Source organism: Bacillus carboniphilus (genome assembly GCF_039522365.1).
Taxonomy (GTDB): Bacteria; Bacillota; Bacilli; order Bacillales; family JC228; genus Bacillus_BF; species Bacillus_BF carboniphilus.
Genome location: NZ_BAAADJ010000057.1, coordinates 23,169 through 44,402 on the forward strand (window position 1 = coordinate 23,169; position 21,234 = coordinate 44,402).

Here is a 21,234-nt window from a genome sequence, read left to right on the forward strand (position 1 = left end):
CCTTCGATTGTGTATCTCAGTTGTTACTCATCTTCCCTAAGGGGCTATTCCAAGAAAATAATCTCTCACTTCTTCAGGCAATTCTTCAACTTTCATTACTTTTAGCCGGTTACCACCAGGAGTGGTCATAACCAAAAATGTCGTATCTACATAGCGAAACAACGTAAATTGCTGTATTTCTTGTGGCCCATAACCTTTGTTTCGAATAGATTCATAGGTCTCTCTGGGAAAATTCTCCTCATACCCATCCAACATTAGTTTCAAAACATCCTCATACTGATCGGCAAACCCGATAGATTGATATAGTTCCAAAGAATCTTTAGGTATGTACAATAATTTATAAGATACCGCTACAACTCCTATTAAAAAAACGAGTGCCACTCTCATTATCATTGCTTTTCTCTTCTTTACATCTCCCAAGCCAACGCCCCCTTATTTATCCATATCGAAGACATCTAATCTTCAACCTTTATAAAAATTCTTCCTTCGATACTCTACCAAAGTGAAAATATTTAATAACAAAGTAACGATAACAAGAACCACGGAAGCAAGGACCACAGCACCTGTTATGTCCAATAAAGCGGCCCAGTCCTCAATTTTGACCAGGTGATAGTTATAGAAAATCTGTAAACATAGTGAAATAGCACAAGCACTAATGCTCATTATTGAGAGAATGACCCAATTCTTTCGGTAACGCATGAGATTAACAAGTGGAAGGGTCCAGGCAATGAGTCCAAGCACAATACTTCCGAGATTAAGTAAACCAACCATGTTTTTCCCACCTTTTCTACTTCATTCTTTAGATCATGATATAAAGACATAGTTTTGGTTAATCCAATTTTAACATAATATACCAATAACATTAGATTTATCTTCAAAAGAAAAGAGACCGTCTCTATAACGATCTCCTAAAAGAATTCACCGAAGTTTAACACTATAATGCCTCATGGATCTAGGTACTCCCTTTAATTCTAATACACCACTATATATTAGATGCCCTATTCGAAACTCTAGAAAGTATATATCCATAATTTCATCCATGTGCGTCAACATTTCTCCAATCACAATGACAGCCTTTATAAAATCTTTAGTCTCCTGCTCAGAATGCATCTTTTCTATGGTTTCAATAATAAGTGGATCATAATAGTCTTCTGGGACTCCTATCATTTCACCATTTCTCCACAGTCGTAGCACTTCTTTCGTTTGTGAGAGCATTTTCCATTCATCATGAAATTGAGCCAGCTGTGTCATTGACAATGGTTTTGTTTCTTTTTTCAACTCAAAGAAAAGATTAGCATTTTGCGGGTCGATTTGACTGGTATGTAAAATACGTTGCTCTTCTCCCCTTGCATCATAATTTTTATAAAGTTTGCTTGTATCTAAAAGATAAATAGGATTGTTCTTATCCCGCAATAAGTAAAGGAAATAGTGAAGACCTACTTGTTCACCTGCATTATTGCCATACCATATATAAATGGGGACATCCTCTTCTATATCCTCAATCTCACGCAATGTATTTGTAAACTTATTTTCATATACAAAATCTTCCTGCTCTGAATTGATATTCTCATATAACCATTCACTTCGGTAGGTTTTCCCTATTTTTTCATCTAATCTCCACAATGGACCAATTGAAAATGAGTCTGGAAATCCGATTACAGTCTTAGGTCTTTCCAATCCAACTCTTATGGAACCAGCAGCAGATTCTGTGTTGACAATATGGACTGGGCCCTGCCCTTTCAAATGACGATATTTCTGAATAAGCTTATTTATTTCCTCCACCATTTTGTTTAACTCATTCTGATCAAAACAAAACCCTTTACCTTCAACGGCTTTGTATTTTTCATGACGAAAGCTCTCGAATTCTTCTCTATCCGTAAGTTCATACGATAACCACTCTCTATCACGGAACAAATTTGGAAGGGTTACGTAATTCTTGGTTTTGATGTGGTAGACAAACACGATATTTGGTTCAATCCAAAAATAAATAAATGGGTAATTAGATTTAGTTTTGATTAGGATCAACTCCTATTTAATTTTAACTTTTTAGCTATATACTCATTTTGGAACTACAGGAACCCAAAGCTCATTATTAGGAACTCTATCAGGTGCTAAATAGTTCTCTATACTAGGCAATTCTGCCAACATATAACCTGAATTGGGCAACCATTCTGTATATACCCGTTTCCAAGCATCCTGTATATTTGGAAAAACAGCCCAAGTACTTTTAGGTATTATGATTTTCTCCATATCGCTTGAGAACTCACCGGTATACCGACAACCCATAAAATAATCAAACTCTTCCTCCGTTATGGCCGCTTGGTTTCCACATACACCTAAGATCCCTTCCAATTTACATTGTGGATTTTCCCATGACATATTTATAATTTGTTGTAGCAGCCCAGTGTTGTTTGCCTCTTCCCATAATTTAGGAATCCTATGAAATGCTTCCTTTGTAACTACTTTTTGTTTAAGCCCTACAATCTCAATCTCGAAATCTAGAATTTCAATTCTATAATCCATATCCATTTCCCTCTCATGTTCGGTAAATTCCCTCAGGAATTACTACTACTAATTTTAAGATATTTACAATTTTATATTCTAATGGTAAAATTATCAAATTATAATTCTGAAATATTGATTATCCCTATTTAATAAGAGGTTCCGACTTAATAAGAAGGAGGTTTTAAAGTGAGTATTAAATACGATGCCAATCATATTAAACAATTTTATGAGGAATACGGAGAAAGAGAGTGGGAAAGACTCGAATCTACACCTACCGACAAGGTGAACTTCCATGTACATAAATCAATCTTAACCCAGTACATTCATAAAGGGGACCGGGTACTAGAAGCAGGTGCTGGCCCAGGAAGATTTACGATTGAATTAGCAAAGATTGGAGCAAACATTACGGTTGGGGATATATCTCCGAAACAATTGGAACTTAACCGCTTGAAAGTACAAGAATATGGATATGAAAATTATGTTGAATCGTGGGATGAGCTAGATATAGTAGACCTATCAAAATATGAATCTTCTTCCTTCGATCATGTTGTCTGCTATGGTGGAGCCCTGAGCTACGTTTTTGAGAAAAAGGATGATGCGCTTAGAGAACTTCTTCGGGTAACTAAGCCAGGTGGTTACGTTTTAATCAGTGTCATGTCCCTTTTAGGAGCTACCAAGCGGTTTTTACCTGAGATTATCCAATCCACTCAACTCCATGGAATCGAATTGACTGAAAATGTTTTTAAGACGGGTGACTTATACGGATTGCTTGCACCAACTGGCCATTACTGCCATATGTACCGCTGGTCTGAACTCGAATCTTTTCTAAAAAAACATGATTGTGAAATTGTTGACGCGGCTGCAGCTAACTTTTTATCTCCTAACCATGAAGAAACACTAAGTGAAACGATAGAAAGAGACCCTTCCTATTGGGAGCGATTTCTTCAATGGGAACTTGAATTTTGCAGAGAATCAGGGGCTTTAGATGGTGGCACACATATAATAGCTGTTGTTAAACGAATGTAATTAACAATTTAATTTTTATCTATAATCTATGAATATATAATTAAATAAAAATAGGTATTCGGCACTTAGTGCACCGAATACCTATTATATTTTAAAAACAAATCAGTGAGTGCTAACAACTTGAGATGACTCTTTCTTTTTAAGGTCAAAACGGTCTGCATTCATCACTTTAACCCATGCAGCAATAAAGTCCTGTACAAACTTCTCTTTGTTATCGTCTTGTGCATACACTTCTGCAATAGCACGGAGAACAGAGTTTGAGCCGAACACTAGATCAACTCTAGTTGCTGTACGTACCACTTCACCTGTGTTTCGGTCACGACCTTCATATACAGTTCCATCTACAGGTTTCCACTCTACTCCCATGTCTAGTAAGTTGACAAAGAAGTCATTTGTCAAAGTACCTACATTATCAGTAAATACTCCGTGTTTCGTTCCACCGTAGTTTGTACCTAATACACGCATACCACCAATAAGTACAGTCATTTCTGGTGCTGTAAGATTAAGCAATTGTGCTTTGTCTACAAGGAGTTCTTCTGGACTTACACTATACTCTTTCTTTTGGTAGTTGCGGAAACCATCCGCAACCGGCTCAAGCACATCAAAGCTTTCTGCATCCGTTTGTTCTTCTGTAGCATCTCCACGTCCTGGAGCGAATGGTACAGTTACATCAAAGCCTGCATCTTTAGCAGCCTTTTCAATGGCTGCACTACCACCTAGGACAATTAAATCAGCCATGCTTACTTTCTTATCAAGGTTACTTTGAACGAATTCTAATACATCAAGCACTTTATTTAGTTGCTCCGGCTGATTCACGTCCCAATCCTTTTGTGGAGCAAGACGGATGCGAGCTCCATTAGCTCCACCACGATAATCTGAGCCACGGAAAGTACTAGCTGAAGCCCAAGCAGTTGTTACAAGCTCACTGATTGTAAGACCTGAATCTAAGATTTTTGTTTTGATTTCCGCTACTTCTTCATCTGTTAAATCATAATCAACCACTGGAACAGGATCTTGCCAGATAAGCTCTTCTTCTGGAACTTCTGGTCCTAGATATCTTGAACGAGGTCCCATGTCACGGTGTAATAGTTTGAACCATGCACGAGCAAATGCATCTGCAAACTCATCTGGGTTCTTGTGGAAACGACGAGAAATTTTTTCATAAATTGGATCATGACGCAATGCTAAATCAGTCGTAAACATTACTGTCGGAACCTTAACAGAGGCATCTGCTGCATCCGGTGCCAAGTCCTTTTCATCCGGATCTACTGCCATCCACTGATAGGCACCAGCCGGACTCTTCGTTAGCCACCATTCATACCCAAACAATAAGTCAAAGTAACCATTATCCCACTTTGTTGGATTAGCTGTCCAAGAACCTTCAAGACCGCTCGTAATGGTGTCACGACCTTTACCACTACCGTGAGTACTTAACCAACCTAATCCTTGTGCTTCAATAGGAGCAGCTTCTGGTTCTGGTCCAACATGAGCAGCATCTCCAGCACCGTGTGCCTTACCGAAAGTGTGTCCCCCGGCAATTAGTGCTACCGTTTCTTCATCGTTCATCCCCATACGTCCAAAGGTTTCACGAATGTCACGAGCACTAGCAATAGGATCTGGTTTACCGTCTGGTCCTTCTGGGTTTACATAGATAAGACCCATTTGAACAGCAGCAAGCGGATTTTCAAGTTCACGATCCCCAGTGTAGCGGTTATTACCTAACATTTCTGTTTCAGTACCCCAGTAGATATCTTCTTCTGGGTGCCAAATGTCAGCACGTCCGCCACCAAAACCAAACGTTTTTCCACCCATGGACTCAATAGCAACATTACCTGTTAGTAGCAATAAGTCAGCCCAAGAGATCTTATTTCCGTACTTTTGTTTAATCGGCCAAAGCAGACGACGAGCTTTATCCAAATTACCATTGTCAGCCCAACTGTTCAGTGGAGCAAAACGTTGGTTCCCTGTTCCACCGCCACCACGACCGTCTCCTACACGGTATGTACCAGCAGCGTGCCAAGCCATACGGATAAAGAATGGACCATAATGACCATAGTCAGCAGGCCACCAATCTTGACTGTCTGTCATTAAATCACGAAGATCTTGTTTAAGAGCTTCATAGTCTAATTTTTCAAATTCCTCTGCATAATCAAAGTCTTCACCCATTGGGTTAGATTTTTTGTCATGCTGACGGAGAATGTTTAAGTTCAACTGATTTGGCCACCAGTCTCTATTAATTGTAGCGCTTGATTTGTTACTAGTGACACTACCATGATGAAACGGGCATCCTCCAGTTTTTGCATTGTTATTCGTGTCCATATTTGTTTCCCCTCTCTCAGTAAGTTTAATAGAAACCTATTTGACTATCTTGTTGTTAAGTTTGATATCTTATTTGATTTTTGCTAACTTCCATTCCCTCAGGAGGAGTGAAAGATAAGCACAACCCAATGATAACACTTATCAGTTAAAAGTCAATATCTATTTATAATTATTATTAAAAAGGAAATTCTATCGAAATATATTATAAATATTTTGAAAATATAAAAAAATAAAATAGATAGAACTTTTCTTTAGTGGACTACCTATCTGTAAATATTGATATTCAGCTGTAACTTCTTATAAAACAAAAAATCGGAAAAATTTAAAAAAGGATGCCAGCCCATTGACACCCTTTTCCCAAAAAACCTGCATTAAACTATAATTACCCTACTTTGATTTTCTTCATGATTCGTTATCCTTCACCTGATGAGAAACAAATGCACTGTCTTTGTCCACTTTTGTATACATGGATCGACCCAGGTATAGAGGAATGGATAGTTTATTAAAATCCGGCAACCCATTCTCTTGGAATTTCTCGTGGTCACGATAGAATTGAACAATACTTCCGACAAACCAATCATGATCTCCATATGTATTCCGGTCCATCACTTCGCATTCGTAGGCCACATAAGCATCTTTTAAAATAGGAGAACCCGTTGCTATTCCTTTCTCGAACTCAATCTCCACTTGCTCAAACTTGTTAACCTTTGATCCTGTAAAAACTCCTGATTGTTGTATAAAAGCTGCCTTCTCAAATGGGAGGAAATTGATGGCAAACTTTCCCGCATTTTTAATCAACTGATAAGTATGTCTTTCTCGTCCAATAGCTACACCATAAATAGGTGGCTCATACGAAATATAAGAATGCCAGCCGGCAGCCATTATATTTTCTCCCCCATTGTAGGTAACGGTTACGAGCGCAACCATTCCCGGGTAACTGTGCATGACTTGTTTGTTCATTGCTTGAATCATAACTTCCTCCTGTAAATAGTTCTATACATTTAAATTGATAATTAGATAATTCCTTAACTACGAATCCTTTTTATTGAGATCCCTTAATAGATCTATAATCTCTTTATTTTGTTCGCTTATTATTCTAAATTTGCTTTCAATACCTAAACTTGTAATTGCTATAATAACGACACCAACGGTTATTATTAATCCCATGGGATGCACTCCTTTTCGCTAGTTCTACTCTTGTCTTTCCAACCTAACTTTGTTAAAACGGACACACGTTCCTTTATTTTATAAAATCCGGCTATTTTCAGTGGTTTCCGGACAGAAGATCCCTTATTTGACCCATTTACTCCTTATATTCTACTAAAATAGCGAAATAACGGAATCTGTGTCCGCAACTTAGGCAAATTATGTGTTTTTTGAGCAAATAGCGGAATCGGTGTCCGTTTAGCCCCCTTGCACAGCCACTACCAACAAACAAACTAATGATTATTCCCTAACTCTTCAGGGGATTCGCCTGTTGGCTCTTCTTTATTGGGGTTCTCCATATACACAGGCAATGGCTCCATCTCTTTTGTATACACAAGCTTTTTCTCAGGCTTTAACAACACTTCTTTTCCGTTCTTCCACTCCATTGGATAGATATAAAGCTCCAGTTCCTCTATGTTATCCAATTGGATTTCTTGAATCGCTCTACGTTGAAATTCTCCAAACCAGCTATCCCCTTCACTGCTAACTGTGTTATGCTCATACACATTCCCTTGATCATCCATTGCCTGAACATGAAAAACAAAGCCTGTATCCTCATAATCGAATTGATCAAACCATAATCCAAAATGAATCCGCTCAAGGTTCGGCATATAAAATAAATCTGTAATTCTAACATCTAATTCTTCAAAGTATTTATCTTCTACTTTAATTCGCAATATATCGTCATCCTCATAACCGCCACCTGGCTTCATACTCCACCACATTGGTGCCGTAACACCCCGCTTCATCTGAATCATATCCCATTCCTTATAAATGGCATGTGCAGAAAAAGCGGTCATAAAGAAAACAGCCCAGAAAATTAGCAAAGAGATGACCCTTTTCTTATCTGTATACATGCTACCTCCTTCCAACTCCCTATTTTCACATTTTTCTTTATTTTAACATTAAATAATAGGCGAACGACTCCTCAATTTGGTTTATTTTCCCATACAAAAAATGAGACGCCCTAAGGCATCTCTTCGTCCTACTATTCCTTCACTTTCAACAACCTCAAACTATTCAAGGTTACCAGTAACGTTGCACCCATATCAGCAAAAATGGCAATCCATAGTGTTAACCAGCCTGGAATGACAAGTAATAAAGCCAATGCCTTAATTCCCAAAGAGAACGCGATGTTTTGTTTAATAACGGCCAATGCTTTCCGACTCAGCTTCATCGTATACGGTAACTTACTGAGGTCATCAGACATCAATGCTATATCAGCGGTCTCCAGTGCTGTATCTGTACCGGCACCCCCCATAGCAACTCCTACAGATGATGCAGCAAGAGCTGGAGCATCATTGACACCATCGCCGACCATGGCAACATTTTTATACTTGGATCGAAGCTTTTTGATAAAATGTAATTTATCCTCAGGTAACAAATCGGCTTTGACATCCGAAACTCCCACTTGTTTTCCAATAGCTTTAGCCGTTCTCTCATTGTCTCCTGTTAGCATGACTGTTTTCTCAATTCCAACTTGACGTAATTTTTGAATGACCTCTTTTGAGGATTCTCTAACTTCATCAGCCACCGCAATCAATGCCAGGGTGTCTCTTTCTGTTCCCAAGATCATTACAGTTTTTCCTTGTGATTGCATTTTTTCAATCATTGCCTTTTGATTGGCAGATAGGATTCCATGCATGCCTTCAAATAGATTCGGACTACCAACATAGTACAGAGAATTGTGAACTCTGGCTTTAATCCCTTTCCCAGTGATTGATTGAAAGTCGTTCACTTCGATATCTTGGTATTTTACACCGGATTCTTCTGCTTTTCTCATAATGGCTGAAGCTAGTGGATGTTGCGATCCCTTCTCGATGGCCGCAGTTATTTGTAAAAGCTCCTCCTCGTTACCCATAAACGTCACCATATCTGTCACAGTTGGAACCCCCTTCGTTAGGGTCCCGGTTTTGTCAAATGCCATGACCTTTAAGGTTCCTGCTTCTTCCAGGTAAATGCCACCCTTTATGAGAACACCATTTCTGGCCGCGTTACCAATTGCAGTCACAACAGCTACTGGAGTTGAGACAACTAATGCACACGGACAACCCACAACTAGAGCCGCCAAACCTTGGTAAACCCACTCACTCCATTCTGCTCCAAATAATAACGGTGGAACAACTGCTATTAAAATGGCTAATACAATGATGGCCGGTGTGTAATATTTAGCAAATTTATCAACAAAAGCCTGGGAAGGTGCCCGTTCGGCTTGAGCTTCTTCCACTAAGTGAATAATCTTGGCAATCGTCGTATCTTCCACTCGCTTTGTCACCTTAACTTCAAGTAGACCCTCTTCATTCATAGTACCTGCAAAAACTTCATCACCGTTTGTTTTGGTAGCGGGGACACTTTCCCCTGTGATGGCAGCTTGATTGATAGTAGATGTTCCTTTTATGACGACTCCATCCATAGCCAACTTTTGCCCTGGCTTCACAATCATCGTGTCACCAATTTGGATTTCATCGACAGGAACCACCATTTCCTCTTGCCCTCGTCGAATAAGTGCTTCTTTAGGGGCAATATCCATCAATGACTCAATCGACTGACGTGCTTTATCCATTGAATAACGTTCTAGTGCTTCACTTATTGCAAACAGGATGACAACGGTTGCCCCTTCTCCCCATTCACCAATAATGGCGGCTCCTATGACAGCTACAGTCATAAGCGTGTTCATATCGAACTTTAATCGGGCTAAGTTTTTAAGACCTTTTGAAAATAAAGAATAACCGCCTATAAAAATGGAAATAGCATAACCAGCGATAGGAACAATATGCCCCTCTCCATATCGCTCTCCTAAAAACCAACTAATCAATAGCAATACAGCTGAAACGTACACCTTGTAATTTTCTTTCTGTTTCCAGAAAGGCTCTCGTTCAACCGATTTTTCCTGTTCACTACGTAGTTTCAAGTTCTCAAAGGCTCCAGCTTTTTCGAGTTCCTCAATGGTAGCTTGGCCCGTTACTGTGATCTTCGCCGCTCCAAAATTAACTTTTGCATCCACAACACCATCCAGGTGTTTCACGTTCTCCTCGAACGTTTTCGCACAGCCTGCTCAGGAAAAGCCTTGGACGCGATACGTCATGGATTGTTGTTCAGACATTTGCGCATTTTGCTCATACATCGACTCTCACCTCTTTCTTGTGAGCTAGGGCAATCGTGATTAACTGCTTTATATGTTCATCATCTAAAGAATAAAAGGCGAGTTTCCCTTCTCTACGGAATTTGACTATTCCCTGTTTATGAAGAGTCCTCAAGTGGTGTGAAGCCGTTGCAACCGTTGAACCAATAATATTCGCAATATCACACACACATAATTCATCATCCTGACACAAGGCATATGTGATCTTCGCTCGGTTTTCATCTGCAATCGCCTTAAAAAGTAAAGCCACACTACCTATATCTTCCTTTTTTATCACAGCTTGTATACGCTTTACTTTCGGTTCATCATAACAGTAAATATCACATGTATCTTTGTTAGACATTCTAAACCTTCTCTCATTCAAATATTGATTTGAATATATTATATCTTTATTGTATGCAGTTAATCAAATGATGGTTTGAATGAAGTGGTATTATTTTAAAAAGATCCGGTTATTTGTTTGGCTTTCCAGTTCGTGTGGACTTCTACTCTTAAACGGGACACGTTTTGCTCTTGCTGTCCCGTTTGGCTGGCTATTCTGTTTCGAACAGGACACGTTCACCTTCTGCTGTCCCGTTCCCCCTTCCATCTCACTCTAAACAAGACACACTCTCTCCCAGCCTTTCAATTCAAACAAAAAAGACTACCCTCTTAAAATGAGAATAGTCCTTCAACCTACCCAATAATAATCCGCTCTTTCGGATAATGGTAATTCGGCTCGACTTCCCTTCGATTAAACAAGAAGATAAATGACAGAATCCCAATACGTCCAATGAACATAAGCATTATGATGACAACTTTACCGATTGAACTAAGCTCTGGTGTAATCCCCATCGACAATCCAGTTGTTCCAAATGCAGAACTTACTTCAAACAGAATTTCCATAGTAGAAAAACGTTCCGTAAATTCTAAAGTAATGACTGCAATAAAACATACTAACAAGGCAAGAAAAGTGACTATTACAGACTTTATCACATCATCCTCGTGAATTTCTCGTCTAAAAACTTTTATCGTTTTATAGCCCCTAGCAAAGGAATATAACAACAATAGATTAACTGCAAATGTGGTTGTTCGCACGCCTCCACCAACTGAACTCGGGGATGCACCAATAAACATTAAGAAACAGAGTACCCATAAGGTAGGATGTGAAAATTCACTAACGTCCATTGTTGCTAACCCACCATTTCTAGTAGTTGAAGACTGAAAGAAGGCATAGAAAAACGACTCATGCCACGATTTCCCTTCAAAGAAATGGTTAGCTTCAAATAATAAAATAATGATTGTTCCAAAAATCATAAGTAAAAAGAAAGTTAAAGTGGTTAATTTCGTATATAAAGAAAACTGGAACCGATGAATTTCATTTTTCTTAGTCACGAATTCCTTCAATTCAACTAAAACCGGAAATCCGATAGCTCCTAACGTCAATAATATGATGTTTATAAACTGAACGAAATAATCATTAGCAAAAGGAATAAGGGAATTTCCCGTTATGTCAAACCCTGCATTGGTGGTAGCACTAACCGCACCAAACAAACCTTGCAAATAAGCTTCTTGCCATGTAGGAAAATAACTAAGAAAATATGTTCCCAAAACAAGTGTGCCACATAATTCTATGATTAAAATTAAACTTAGAATTTGTCTCATTAAATGAACCAAACCTGAAAGATTCGTTTGGTTTTGATCTGTCATGATTAGGCGTCTTTCTTTGAGACCAATTTTTCTCCTCATAATCATCCATAAAAACGTACCTAATGTCATAATCCCGATTCCGCCAAATTGGAGGATAAACAGTAAAATAAATACTCCTGATGTACTAAAGGTATCCGGTGTCGATACAACAGCTAGTCCTGTAACACTTACTGCACTTACTGCTGTAAATAATACATCTATAAAAGACCAGTTAACTTCTGGTTTTAACGCAAAGGGTAGACTTAGTAAAAATGTTGAAACCAGTACAGCTACTATATAAAAAGTCACAATTAGTTGCGCTGGTGATAAACTACTCACTAGTTTTTTAGACAAGAGACATGCTCCTTTAACTTGTATACCTATCGTGAAACCAAAATAGACCATTCTAAATAAAAGAATGGTCAATAAATGATTAACCCTTCTCTCAAGTAACGCTTACGAGGTTAGCTGTCGGATTAGGGAATTGAGAGTATCCCTTCTTATGTTTATAAGATTCACCCCAAGATAAACATAGGTTTATCAAATTTGGTTCCCCCGCTCTTGTGATTCAGCAACAAGGTATATAGATATTTTGATATTTATAAAATACGCCTGACATTTTATGTTGTCAATACAAATTAGTTATATCTACGACTTTTCCACATATAAAACCCCATCACCATTCCAATTGGAAAAATAATAACAGTTCCTCCGATAATCCCCGATAATACCTGTAGCCACACAGAGGCACCAACTTCTTCTCTATTGAAAATCAAATGGTAGATTTGAACCATCGATGAGCAAACCAATGCCCAAATGAGCCCATATTTTAAAATAAACGGCCACTTTTTCTTTTTTACTTCTTTGAACACTGTAAGCCCCTCCTATACCTCTTGTTACTATTTCTTCACGAATCCATTATATTTCATTCTACTAAATTTAAAATCTAGTGAGATCTTTTCAGGAAATGAACAAAGAGCCAGCCAAGTACTGCCAGCCCTCTATGATACTCTGCCACTATTCTTTCTCTATACGCACCCTTTTTTCCTGCTTCGGATTAACCTCGCCTTGTTTTTTTATAAAATTCATCAACACTTCACTTAGCGTAGCAAACTCGTTCTTAACCGGAATGTCCGTAAACATTGTATACTGATCTCCACCTGAGGCTAAAAAATCACTCATAGCTATTATGTATTCTTTGTCTAACTCTAACGGTTCCCCAGCCACTTGCACAGAATCAACTCTATCTCCAAAAGGATTAGAAGGATCAAACGCAAATGTCATTCCTGCCACATGTGGAAAGGCTCCGCTCCTTTCTGGGTAAGCACGAACACCATTTTCCAGGGCTTCTTTCACTGTTTTTCCGCTAACGACTTTGGTCATGATGTAATTTCCAAAAGGCAAAACAGTGATGACGTCCCCTTTGGTAATATCCCCTTGGTCAATGGATGCACGGATTCCTCCTCCATTTAATAAAGCAATGTCTGCACCTGTTTCCTCCAGCATTGCATCTGCAATTAGGTTTCCTAAGTTTGTTTCACCTTTCCTGACCCGCTCCCGGTCACCAACCAGGACTACGTTTGTCTTTCCAATTACGGTTTTCAATTGCTTCTCCTGTTCCTTTAGAATGTCTTGAATGACAGAGGTGACCTTAGTGTCTGGGATAATTGCATCTGAATCTATCACATAACTTGCCTTTTTGTTCATCAATTTTCCACTTCGGAAATTGAGTTCTACAACTCCTAGTCTTTTTGTGTATTCACCTGCGCTTACAATCAAAGTTTTCTCAACCATAGTTGCACCCTTGCTATGACTATGACCATCCACAATCAAGTCAATACCACTAACTTCTTGTGCCACTTTTAAACTGGTGTGCTGACTAGTTGGATTTGTGCCTAAATGAGAAATAGCAATAACGGCGTTTACACCATTAGCTTTTAATTCTTTTACACTTTTCTCTGCTGCGGCCACTGGATCTGTAAACAATACACCTTCTACATTTTTAGCGTTCGTTTTATAGATGGTTTCAGGAGTAGATAATCCAAAAATTCCGACCTTTAATCCATTCATTTCTTTTATTATGTATGGGAGAAGCAATGGTTTCTTTGTAATTTCATATAAAAGGTTTGCACTAATGACGGGGAAGTTTGCCATCTGAACTAGCTCTAATAAACGTTCACGTCCATAGTTAAAATCATGGTTTCCTACTGTCATCCCATCGTAACCAACCACATCCATAACTCGAATGATACTTTCCCCTTGGTCAATGGTAGCAAAGGTTGTTCCGTGTAAAGCATCACCGGCATCCAGTAAAAGGGTGTTTTCATTTTCTTCTTTAAATTGCTTTGCCAGTGTAGCAATTTTGGCAAACCCTAACCCCTCATGAAGTCCACCAAACACACGTCCGTGAGAATCGTTGGTGTGGAGGATTGTTATTTTTTGATAGGAGGAGTCCTTTGCGATAGATGGTTGAAATGTCGCTGTGATGATAATGATTGATAGAAATAGCTTGCCAAGTACTTTCGCCATGAGATTCCCCCTTTATTCATTTTTTCCATATAACGCTTCCAATTCATCTAATGATTTCTTGGCATCATTATAATCAGTTATCGCTTGATCGAGCAGTTGATCCACTGAAGATCCTTCATCCATAGTTACAGGCTTCAATTGTTTAAGTACATTGATTTGATTTTGAATAGATGAAGTTAGATTGTTAATGATTGCATTCAATAAAGTAAGCTCCTCTTCAGGGAATGCGTCTGCATACTTTTCTGACTCCGCTTTTAAATCCTGCAAAGGCTCCAAATTACTGAACTCAATTACCCCTATGGTAGATTCGACTTCCTCTATGATGTCACTTTCTGTTGTTAGATTTTCTGATTCATGATTTATAAAAAAATTTAAAGAATTCCCTGAACTTGTCAAATCAACTTCCTCAAATTGGAGCTCAAAATCATCCTTAAAAACAGTAGAGTAAATAACCTGACTTGAATTCATGGTCTCCAAGGCTTGGATTGCCTCATCACCCGTTAATTGGTCTACACCGGTTTCAAGCCTGCTAATCATACTCTTTATTTCATCGTCTGAATTTATCTGTAGCTTATCGTCAATACCAATGCCTTCTGCAATCAGGTTAAGTTCTTTTCGAAAACTAGGAAAATCCTCACCTTTAATGTATCCAACTGTTTCATTTGCTTCATTATTAAATTCAATGAGAGTTGATAGCCTTGACTCGATTTCAGCCTTTGCTGCTTCTTTCTGATCATTACTAGCTTGGTTGTTATCCGTTTGGTTTCCGCTGCCGCATCCATTTAATGCCATCATGATTAAAAGCAAAATCACCCATAATTGTTTCATGTTAATCCTCCTGTACTTCCGACACTATACAGGTAATATCTTCATATTTTCGCACAATTATTCTAACTAACAAGCCACAAGATTGGCTGAGAAATCAACAAAAAAATAGTGCCTATCGATAGTGAATAGGCACTTTGTGTTCATTAATTCTTTTCAGGTATTTTAAAAAGTTCTTTCAATCCTAATGCGCGTTTGATTCCATCTGATGTTCCTTGGTGAAGACCCTCATGCCACATCGCAAACCCAAGGACCTCCCCTAAAGTTGTGAACTTGGTTTCAGGTCCTAACACAAATGGCTTTTCTCCTATTTCACCTAATCGTCCACCGAATGTATCCATAATCTTCTGTGGCTGTTCAACTAAACGCGTTCGAAGTTCCTCCAGAGATGGTATTTCTTCCTCTTTGCCCCAATCCGCAGGCTTACTTCCCATCGCAAAAAGCTTTAAATAATGAGGAGGACATTTGGACTCTTCCTTTACAAAAGAATGCAGGAGTATTTCATGCGAAACATAAATATGTCCATACTGCCATAACAGGTGATTGTTAAAGCCTTCTGGTATTACAGTCGCTACCTCATCTGGAGTCGCATCAAGAGAAGCAACCGTACGACTACGAATAAACTTCATTTGTTGAAACATCATTTCATCATTCACTGGAAAAACCTCCTTCAATTACTAATTATAGTTTACTAGAATCCGGGACAGAGGGACAGGTTCCTTGTCCCGATTAATTACTAAATTATAGGAAAGAATAATATTACCCTAACACATTTTAAAGGTGAATCGTGGAATGAATCGACTTATAGATGAAAAAAAGATAAAACAAACAGATAAATTTTTCGATCGAATTCATGATATTCAGATGGAATACTTGGACTATTGGAAAGAAAGCACCCTTTGGCATTGGGATTTTTGGCTATCGTTAATCCTTGTAATACTTCCATGGGTGATTTGGTTTATCTTTCGAAAGCGTGGTAGTGAAGGAAGACTTCTTCTTGCTGGATTCGTCTCTTTAATCATTGCTTCCTGGTTAGATTTTATAGGGGTTGTGTTTGGTCTATGGCATTACTCAGGAAAGGTTGTTCCCACGATTCCTACTTTTTTTCCTTGGGATTTTTCCTTGATACCTGTAACGATGATGCTTTGGTTACAATTTAGACCAACTGCCAATCCACTGTTAAAAGGTATGGTATACGCAGCCATTACATCCTTCATCGGGGAGCCTTTATTCGAGTGGATTGGATTATATACGCCTGAAAGATGGTCTAGCTTTTACTCATTTCCCATTTACACCTTCATTTATTTAATTGCCTACTGGTTTACCAGAATGAAGAGTTTTGAAAAGTTGTGTTAGGGATCCGCTTCTATTTTTGTGACAGCTTGGGGGAGCTTAGGATTTAAATTCTCCGATAAAAAGCCTGCCCCATCTAGGAGCAGACCCTAACATTTCCTATTGTTCAGTTTCTGCCTCACCTTCAAAGTCATCCGGGTAAAGAATTTCATCAAACACTTCTCCGCTCGCCTCATCTTGAACGAAAATATTGACACTTGTATCATCCGGCTTCTGTCCATCATATACCTGATAAAGCATCCCGAACATACCTAAACTGAACACGGCGAACCCATCCATGCTTTCTTCATAAGCAGCTTGGTCAACGACTAGAGTGAACTCTGTAAACGAGTCATTATATTTTACATCCTTAATGGATGCATATTCCTCACTGTTTTTCATTTCATCGACCGATTGAGTAATACTTGTCCTGATTTCATCCATCATTTCTTCGTGCTTCGCTTTTGACATTTTGTACGTGATGGATCCATCCTCATTTTGTGTTACTTCTTTAATGCCTTCTCCCTCAGCTTCTGCTTTAATGGTCTCAAAATCCTGTCCTTCAAACATAGAAGCTGGTAAGGTAACCTCTACATTCATAAGCCCTTTGTCTACATTCACATTACCATTTCCATCGGCTTCTTTATCTTTTTCTTCCGTTTCAGCTTCGTCCGTTGCACCCTGGCCTGCATCGTCATCATTATTTCCACATGCAGAAAGAAGCAAGACTAAGCAACCAAACAAAAGTATGAAAACGATTCTCTTCATAAAAATCCTCCTCTAATGTATGGATAACATTAGAATTCCGAATGTATTTCAGAGTTATACTTATCTTATAAAGATGTTCCACAAAAAAAGAGAACCTCATTAGAGATTCTCTTCTTATCACATGGTAGCCACCGGATTGTCTTCCTCAATGATCTTTCTAGTATCAAATAGCTTAATTAACAAAAATACTTGCAAGACTAGCGTAATAATCACAGGAATAGCCCAAATATTTAATATGAGATCCACACTTAATTGTCCACTCCCTGCTAGTGCCGAAAAGACGATAACAATAACCGTCAGAATCGTATATACCTTTCTAAAGCTCCATATGGATTGGGATTGTTGAACCCAATTTTGAACCTTTAACTGTAGGGCTACTCCCTCTAAAAGCTTCCACACAAAAAATAGGTACAGAATTGAATTCGCGATTGATACCAGATAATAAAGGGATCCAGATGAGAAAACATCCTGTTCTGTAATTAAGTCAGGTACCGATAATGCTAACAAAATTACTGCCAAATTCCGTGCTGACATATAAGATTTGTATTTTGGATTCACACCACCCATCTGCACAATAACGATGATCCAACCAGCTAAATCCGGCACAAGATTGAACGAATTCAACCTAAAATCGAAAAATGTAAAGAAAAGTCCAATTACAATCCATTTACATTGATGTCGAGTCATTCTCTCCCTCCCTTTTTCATTCGGTTTTGATTTTGCGAGCATCTTTTTTTTCATTTTTTACGGTTATTTTTGAAGGTTACTAGAGGAAGTTAGTCGAGAAAAATACTTTATAAATTGTATGTAGAGGAAGGAGAATCTTTCCTTTTAATGTAGAAGAATGACAATCATTAGAAATTTGGCGGGACCGTGTGGGAATCGAACCCACCAAAGACGACACGCGCCTCTCGAGCGGTTTTGAAGACCGTGACGGGCACCAGCACCGTTTCCGACCCCATTTTATAGGCTTGTCCAGTTATCAATCATAGTATATGTCTGGGTATATTTCAATTGTTTTGGTGTAATTAACTGGGATTTATTCGCGTATAGCTGCATTTATTCACTTATGGCACCTCTCACATGTCTCCATTAAATTCGCAGATAATCCATGTATTGAAAAATCACCTCTTCCCATCCCCCACCATTTCCCTCTACGAAAATCCTACTCATTCCTTGTCACGTTTCGACTCCGGCATTATAATAGTATAATGATGGTTGGAAGATTGTGGGGTGTCGGATGATGCTTGAAGGATGGTTTCAGTGGTTCATCCTTTTTTGGGTTTGTGTCCTAGTCTTTATGTTTGCTGTTGGCGGCTATTTCATGTTTCGAAAGTTTTTGAAACGGTTGCCGAAAGAAGACGGCAAATCGGATATGGATTGGGAAGAATATTATGTGAGCCAAACGATTAAGCTGTGGAAGCCAGAGGAAAAAGAATTACTAAACGAATTGGTGAGTCCTGTTCCTGAACTTTTCCGTGATGTGGCGAAACATAAGATAGCCGGGAAGATTGGCGAACTTGCTCTTAAGGAAAAAGCCAAAAAGATTGATCAGGAATTAGTGATTCGAGGATATATAATGGCGACTCCAAAGCGTGATCATAAATTTCTACTGAAAAAATTAGACGAATTAAAAATTGATGTTACGCCGTACCAGCATTTGTTTTAACTACAAGACACGGCCAGCTCTTAAGAAGATGCCTGGAGTCGATTGATTTTGGGCTTCTTCTTTTTTTATATTAAATTTTTTGAAACTTTTCTCTATTCTAAACGTAATATTTGGTAGAATTAGGCAGTGGGCAATTTGTATTTTGTTTTAAAAGGGGATTTTAGTTATGCATAATGGCGATAAAAAATTGATGTACACCGCCAGTATAGGAATAATCGTGTTTATTATTTGTTTTACAGCTGCTTTGTTTTTAGTACCGTTAAAAGAAATTTTTATTAAACCTGATTATGGTTACTTCTTTGGTTCAAGTGGAAAATCTTTTATAGTAGCGTCCATCTGTATTGCTGTTTTAGGGGTCAGTATTATGATCATGGGTTGGGAAATGAAATCTAAGTTGCTGAAATTTGTGATAAGCTTCCCCATATGTATTGCATCACTAATCGGTCTCTATTACTCTATCGATGATTATTACTATATCGATCCAAATGGGATTGTAATAGATACGTTGGAAACAACAGAAGAACGATTATTGAAGTGGGAAGATATCACTGAACTTGTTCATATATACAGGAAAGACCAAACGGGGGCTCCTCTTCCTTCAGAGTTAATTATAAAGCTAAAAGATGGTGAGGAAATCTTAATGGAGTTAGGGCCGAGACAGTATTCCATGCGCACCTCCATTAACAGTACAGTTCGGAAATTTGGAGGTGAGAGTTTCGTAGATTTCTATGACAGTGAAGGCAATTTTATAGAGAGAAAAGAATATTTCTAAACAATTTCCACTGGGGGAAAATTTCACATGCACAATGCAGATAATAAAAAACTTATGTTTATTGTTTTTGGTATTATCATCTCTATCAGTTCTTTATTGTGGGGTCTTTTAAGCTCTGCTGTTAAACAAACTCTTTTTATGCCTAAGGATGCTTTTTTCTTTGGAGCTGATGGAGTTAGTATTTTTATTTCAATGGGGGCTCTTTTTGTTCTAGGGATAAGTATTGTGATTGTAGGTATTGACCTAGAAAGAAAAAAATTAAAATGGAGTCTCTTTGCTGGGTTGTTCGGAATTTCATTATTAGTATTTGTTGCTACCATGGAAGAATATTATTACTATAGTCCCGACGGAATTTATACGAATGAGCTTGCTGGGTTTGGTACGGATAAAACGGATTGGGAAGAAATTGTATTGATTACAAACATCTTTCAAAAAGATCAGTATGGTTCAACCCTACCCAAAAGCTTGATTTTTGACCTAGAAGATGGAAGACAAATGGAGATGAATCTCGGTGGTCAGCTACTTAATGCTCGAAAGCAAATTGACCAAACAGTTCGTGCGCTAGGTGCAGATAGTATTATTCGGATCCTGGATCCAGAAGGAAATATCATTCAAGAATCGTTAACTCCAGGAAGAGGTAAATAGAAGCTTAGGACATGGATCCTAAGCTTTTTTCATTGCCCTTTTTTATCAATGGACAATTTTGTCAAAAAGGTAACTTGTATTAGAACATCAAATAATCCAAAGGATAAAGAGAGAGGTGGTAATTATGGCAAAAGCAAACAATGGTGGACCGCATCAAATCCAATATAGTATTTGGGCTACCAAAACGGATGAAAAATACAAGGAACAAGTTCAAAGATATGTAAAAAACAGAAGAAAAAATGAAGACAATTCAAATGAAGATTTTTGAGTAAAACATCGATTTTAAAAGAGGTGTATATCCATGGATGACAAAATATTTCGAGCCATCACCCTGTTCTCTGGTCGTATTTCCATAGTTGATAAGCTAATGATTTTAATCTCAAACAGGGCGCGGTATGTTTATTTAATTATTTTACTTTGTTTATGGTTCAAAAATCGAGCTTCTAAACAGGCATCCAAGCAAGCTTTAGTGGCGGGTGTAATAGGTTATGTACTGAACATACTAATTAAGTGTTTCTATTTTAAACCACGGCCATTTGTAAAAAAACGTGTTGGGATTTTAATTCCCTCTAAGAAAGATTCTACTTTTCCAAGTAAACATACCCTACTCTCATTTGCGGTATCCACAACACTCTTTTTGTACAATCGAACAATTGGTTCGTTGATGATTGGATTGTCTACTCTAACTGGCTTTTCACGCATTTGGGTTGGCCACCATTACCCATCGGATATTATTTTTAGTGCCGTACTTGGTTCAATGACTGGCATATTTGTTCGTTATTACGATTATTTGCAAAAAAGAATGGCTTGGCTCAAATAACAGAGGAA

The 21,234-nt window shown here is 38.2% G+C and carries 23 protein-coding genes, 1 tRNA gene and 1 riboswitch; of the genes, 7 read left to right on the forward strand and 17 right to left on the reverse strand.

Features of this window, described 5'->3' with window-relative positions; translation table 11 throughout:
- Positions 1-36: 36 nt before the first annotated feature.
- The 4 genes from ABDZ91_RS16570 to ABDZ91_RS16585 form a co-directional block, all read right to left on the reverse strand.
- A complete protein-coding gene (locus ABDZ91_RS16570) occupies positions 37-420 on the reverse strand; it encodes a hypothetical protein (RefSeq protein WP_343801219.1) in 384 nt (127 codons plus the stop codon).
- Positions 421-462: 42 nt separating this feature from the next.
- Complete coding sequence (locus tag ABDZ91_RS16575) at positions 463-771, reverse strand: hypothetical protein (RefSeq protein ID WP_343801222.1); 309 nt, start codon at positions 769-771, stop codon at positions 463-465.
- A 147-nt stretch (positions 772-918) separates the two neighbouring features.
- Complete coding sequence (locus ABDZ91_RS16580; protein ID WP_343801225.1) at positions 919-1,962, reverse strand: DUF1835 domain-containing protein; 1,044 nt, start codon at positions 1,960-1,962, stop codon at positions 919-921.
- Between the two features lie 96 nt (positions 1,963-2,058).
- Positions 2,059-2,523, reverse strand: coding sequence for a GyrI-like domain-containing protein (locus ABDZ91_RS16585; RefSeq protein ID WP_343801228.1), 465 nt, complete (start codon positions 2,521-2,523; stop codon positions 2,059-2,061).
- A gap of 168 nt (positions 2,524-2,691) precedes the next feature.
- Here ABDZ91_RS16585 and ABDZ91_RS16590 point away from each other — a divergent pair, with 168 nt between their 5' ends.
- The gene (locus ABDZ91_RS16590; protein ID WP_343801231.1) at positions 2,692-3,531 is read left to right on the forward strand and encodes a class I SAM-dependent methyltransferase; all 840 of its coding nucleotides are present in this window, start codon (positions 2,692-2,694) and stop codon (positions 3,529-3,531) included.
- 102 nt (positions 3,532-3,633) lie between these two features.
- Here ABDZ91_RS16590 and katG read toward each other — a convergent pair whose 3' ends face one another.
- The 10 genes from katG to ABDZ91_RS16640 all read right to left on the reverse strand — a co-directional run bounded on the left by katG (position 3,634) and on the right by ABDZ91_RS16640 (position 15,876).
- Positions 3,634-5,850 (reverse strand): catalase/peroxidase HPI, encoded by a 2,217-nt coding sequence (gene katG, locus ABDZ91_RS16595; protein ID WP_343801234.1) that lies wholly within the window; start codon positions 5,848-5,850, stop codon positions 3,634-3,636.
- 402 nt (positions 5,851-6,252) lie between these two features.
- Complete coding sequence (locus ABDZ91_RS16600; protein ID WP_343801237.1) at positions 6,253-6,822, reverse strand: flavin reductase family protein; 570 nt, start codon at positions 6,820-6,822, stop codon at positions 6,253-6,255.
- A 467-nt stretch (positions 6,823-7,289) separates the two neighbouring features.
- Positions 7,290-7,913, reverse strand: a complete 624-nt coding sequence (locus ABDZ91_RS16605) for a hypothetical protein (protein WP_343801240.1) — start codon at positions 7,911-7,913, stop codon at positions 7,290-7,292.
- A 131-nt stretch (positions 7,914-8,044) separates the two neighbouring features.
- Complete coding sequence (locus tag ABDZ91_RS16610) at positions 8,045-10,180, reverse strand: heavy metal translocating P-type ATPase (protein WP_343801243.1); 2,136 nt, start codon at positions 10,178-10,180, stop codon at positions 8,045-8,047.
- Entirely contained in the window at positions 10,173-10,541 is a 369-nt protein-coding gene (locus ABDZ91_RS16615; RefSeq protein WP_343801246.1) for an ArsR/SmtB family transcription factor, read from the reverse strand. Before ABDZ91_RS16615 ends, ABDZ91_RS16610 begins: the two co-directional genes overlap by 8 nt.
- A gap of 332 nt (positions 10,542-10,873) precedes the next feature.
- Entirely contained in the window at positions 10,874-12,271 is a 1,398-nt protein-coding gene (locus tag ABDZ91_RS16620) for a TrkH family potassium uptake protein (protein ID WP_343801360.1), read from the reverse strand.
- Between the two features lie 32 nt (positions 12,272-12,303).
- Positions 12,304-12,450, reverse strand: a riboswitch (cyclic di-AMP (ydaO/yuaA leader).
- 54 nt (positions 12,451-12,504) lie between these two features.
- Complete coding sequence (locus ABDZ91_RS16625) at positions 12,505-12,738, reverse strand: hypothetical protein (protein ID WP_343801249.1); 234 nt, start codon at positions 12,736-12,738, stop codon at positions 12,505-12,507.
- 145 nt (positions 12,739-12,883) lie between these two features.
- A complete protein-coding gene (locus ABDZ91_RS16630; RefSeq protein WP_343801252.1) occupies positions 12,884-14,395 on the reverse strand; it encodes a bifunctional metallophosphatase/5'-nucleotidase in 1,512 nt (503 codons plus the stop codon).
- Between the two features lie 12 nt (positions 14,396-14,407).
- The gene (locus ABDZ91_RS16635) at positions 14,408-15,223 is read right to left on the reverse strand and encodes a hypothetical protein (RefSeq protein ID WP_343801255.1); all 816 of its coding nucleotides are present in this window, start codon (positions 15,221-15,223) and stop codon (positions 14,408-14,410) included.
- Between the two features lie 143 nt (positions 15,224-15,366).
- Positions 15,367-15,876, reverse strand: coding sequence for a DinB family protein (locus tag ABDZ91_RS16640; protein ID WP_343801258.1), 510 nt, complete (start codon positions 15,874-15,876; stop codon positions 15,367-15,369).
- Between the two features lie 136 nt (positions 15,877-16,012).
- On the opposite strand from ABDZ91_RS16640, the gene ABDZ91_RS16645 reads away from it, so the two are divergent.
- Positions 16,013-16,576 carry a CBO0543 family protein gene (locus ABDZ91_RS16645; protein WP_343801261.1) on the forward strand — a complete coding sequence of 188 codons (564 nt, stop codon included), beginning with the start codon at positions 16,013-16,015 and terminating at the stop codon, positions 16,574-16,576.
- 96 nt (positions 16,577-16,672) lie between these two features.
- Here the strand turns inward: ABDZ91_RS16645 and ABDZ91_RS16650 are convergent, their stop codons facing one another.
- The 3 genes from ABDZ91_RS16650 to ABDZ91_RS16660 all read right to left on the reverse strand — a co-directional run bounded on the left by ABDZ91_RS16650 (position 16,673) and on the right by ABDZ91_RS16660 (position 18,280).
- Positions 16,673-17,320: a hypothetical protein gene (locus ABDZ91_RS16650; protein WP_343801264.1), complete on the reverse strand. Its 648-nt coding sequence runs from the start codon at positions 17,318-17,320 to the stop codon at positions 16,673-16,675.
- Positions 17,321-17,437: 117 nt separating this feature from the next.
- Complete coding sequence (locus tag ABDZ91_RS16655) at positions 17,438-18,007, reverse strand: hypothetical protein (protein WP_343801267.1); 570 nt, start codon at positions 18,005-18,007, stop codon at positions 17,438-17,440.
- 176 nt (positions 18,008-18,183) lie between these two features.
- Positions 18,184-18,280: transfer RNA gene (locus tag ABDZ91_RS16660), tRNA-Sec, on the reverse strand.
- Between the two features lie 283 nt (positions 18,281-18,563).
- Between ABDZ91_RS16660 and ABDZ91_RS16665 the strand changes: the two genes are divergently transcribed.
- The 5 genes from ABDZ91_RS16665 to ABDZ91_RS16685 all read left to right on the forward strand — a co-directional run bounded on the left by ABDZ91_RS16665 (position 18,564) and on the right by ABDZ91_RS16685 (position 21,226).
- A complete protein-coding gene (locus tag ABDZ91_RS16665; protein ID WP_343801363.1) occupies positions 18,564-18,989 on the forward strand; it encodes a DUF2621 domain-containing protein in 426 nt (141 codons plus the stop codon).
- 166 nt (positions 18,990-19,155) lie between these two features.
- Positions 19,156-19,761, forward strand: a complete 606-nt coding sequence (locus ABDZ91_RS16670) for a hypothetical protein (protein WP_343801269.1) — start codon at positions 19,156-19,158, stop codon at positions 19,759-19,761.
- Positions 19,762-19,788: 27 nt separating this feature from the next.
- A complete protein-coding gene (locus tag ABDZ91_RS16675) occupies positions 19,789-20,406 on the forward strand; it encodes a hypothetical protein (protein WP_343801272.1) in 618 nt (205 codons plus the stop codon).
- Between the two features lie 124 nt (positions 20,407-20,530).
- A complete protein-coding gene (locus tag ABDZ91_RS16680) occupies positions 20,531-20,674 on the forward strand; it encodes a hypothetical protein (RefSeq protein WP_343801274.1) in 144 nt (47 codons plus the stop codon).
- Between the two features lie 33 nt (positions 20,675-20,707).
- The gene (locus ABDZ91_RS16685; protein WP_343801277.1) at positions 20,708-21,226 is read left to right on the forward strand and encodes an undecaprenyl-diphosphatase; all 519 of its coding nucleotides are present in this window, start codon (positions 20,708-20,710) and stop codon (positions 21,224-21,226) included.
- The last annotated feature ends 8 nt before the right edge of the window (positions 21,227-21,234 follow it).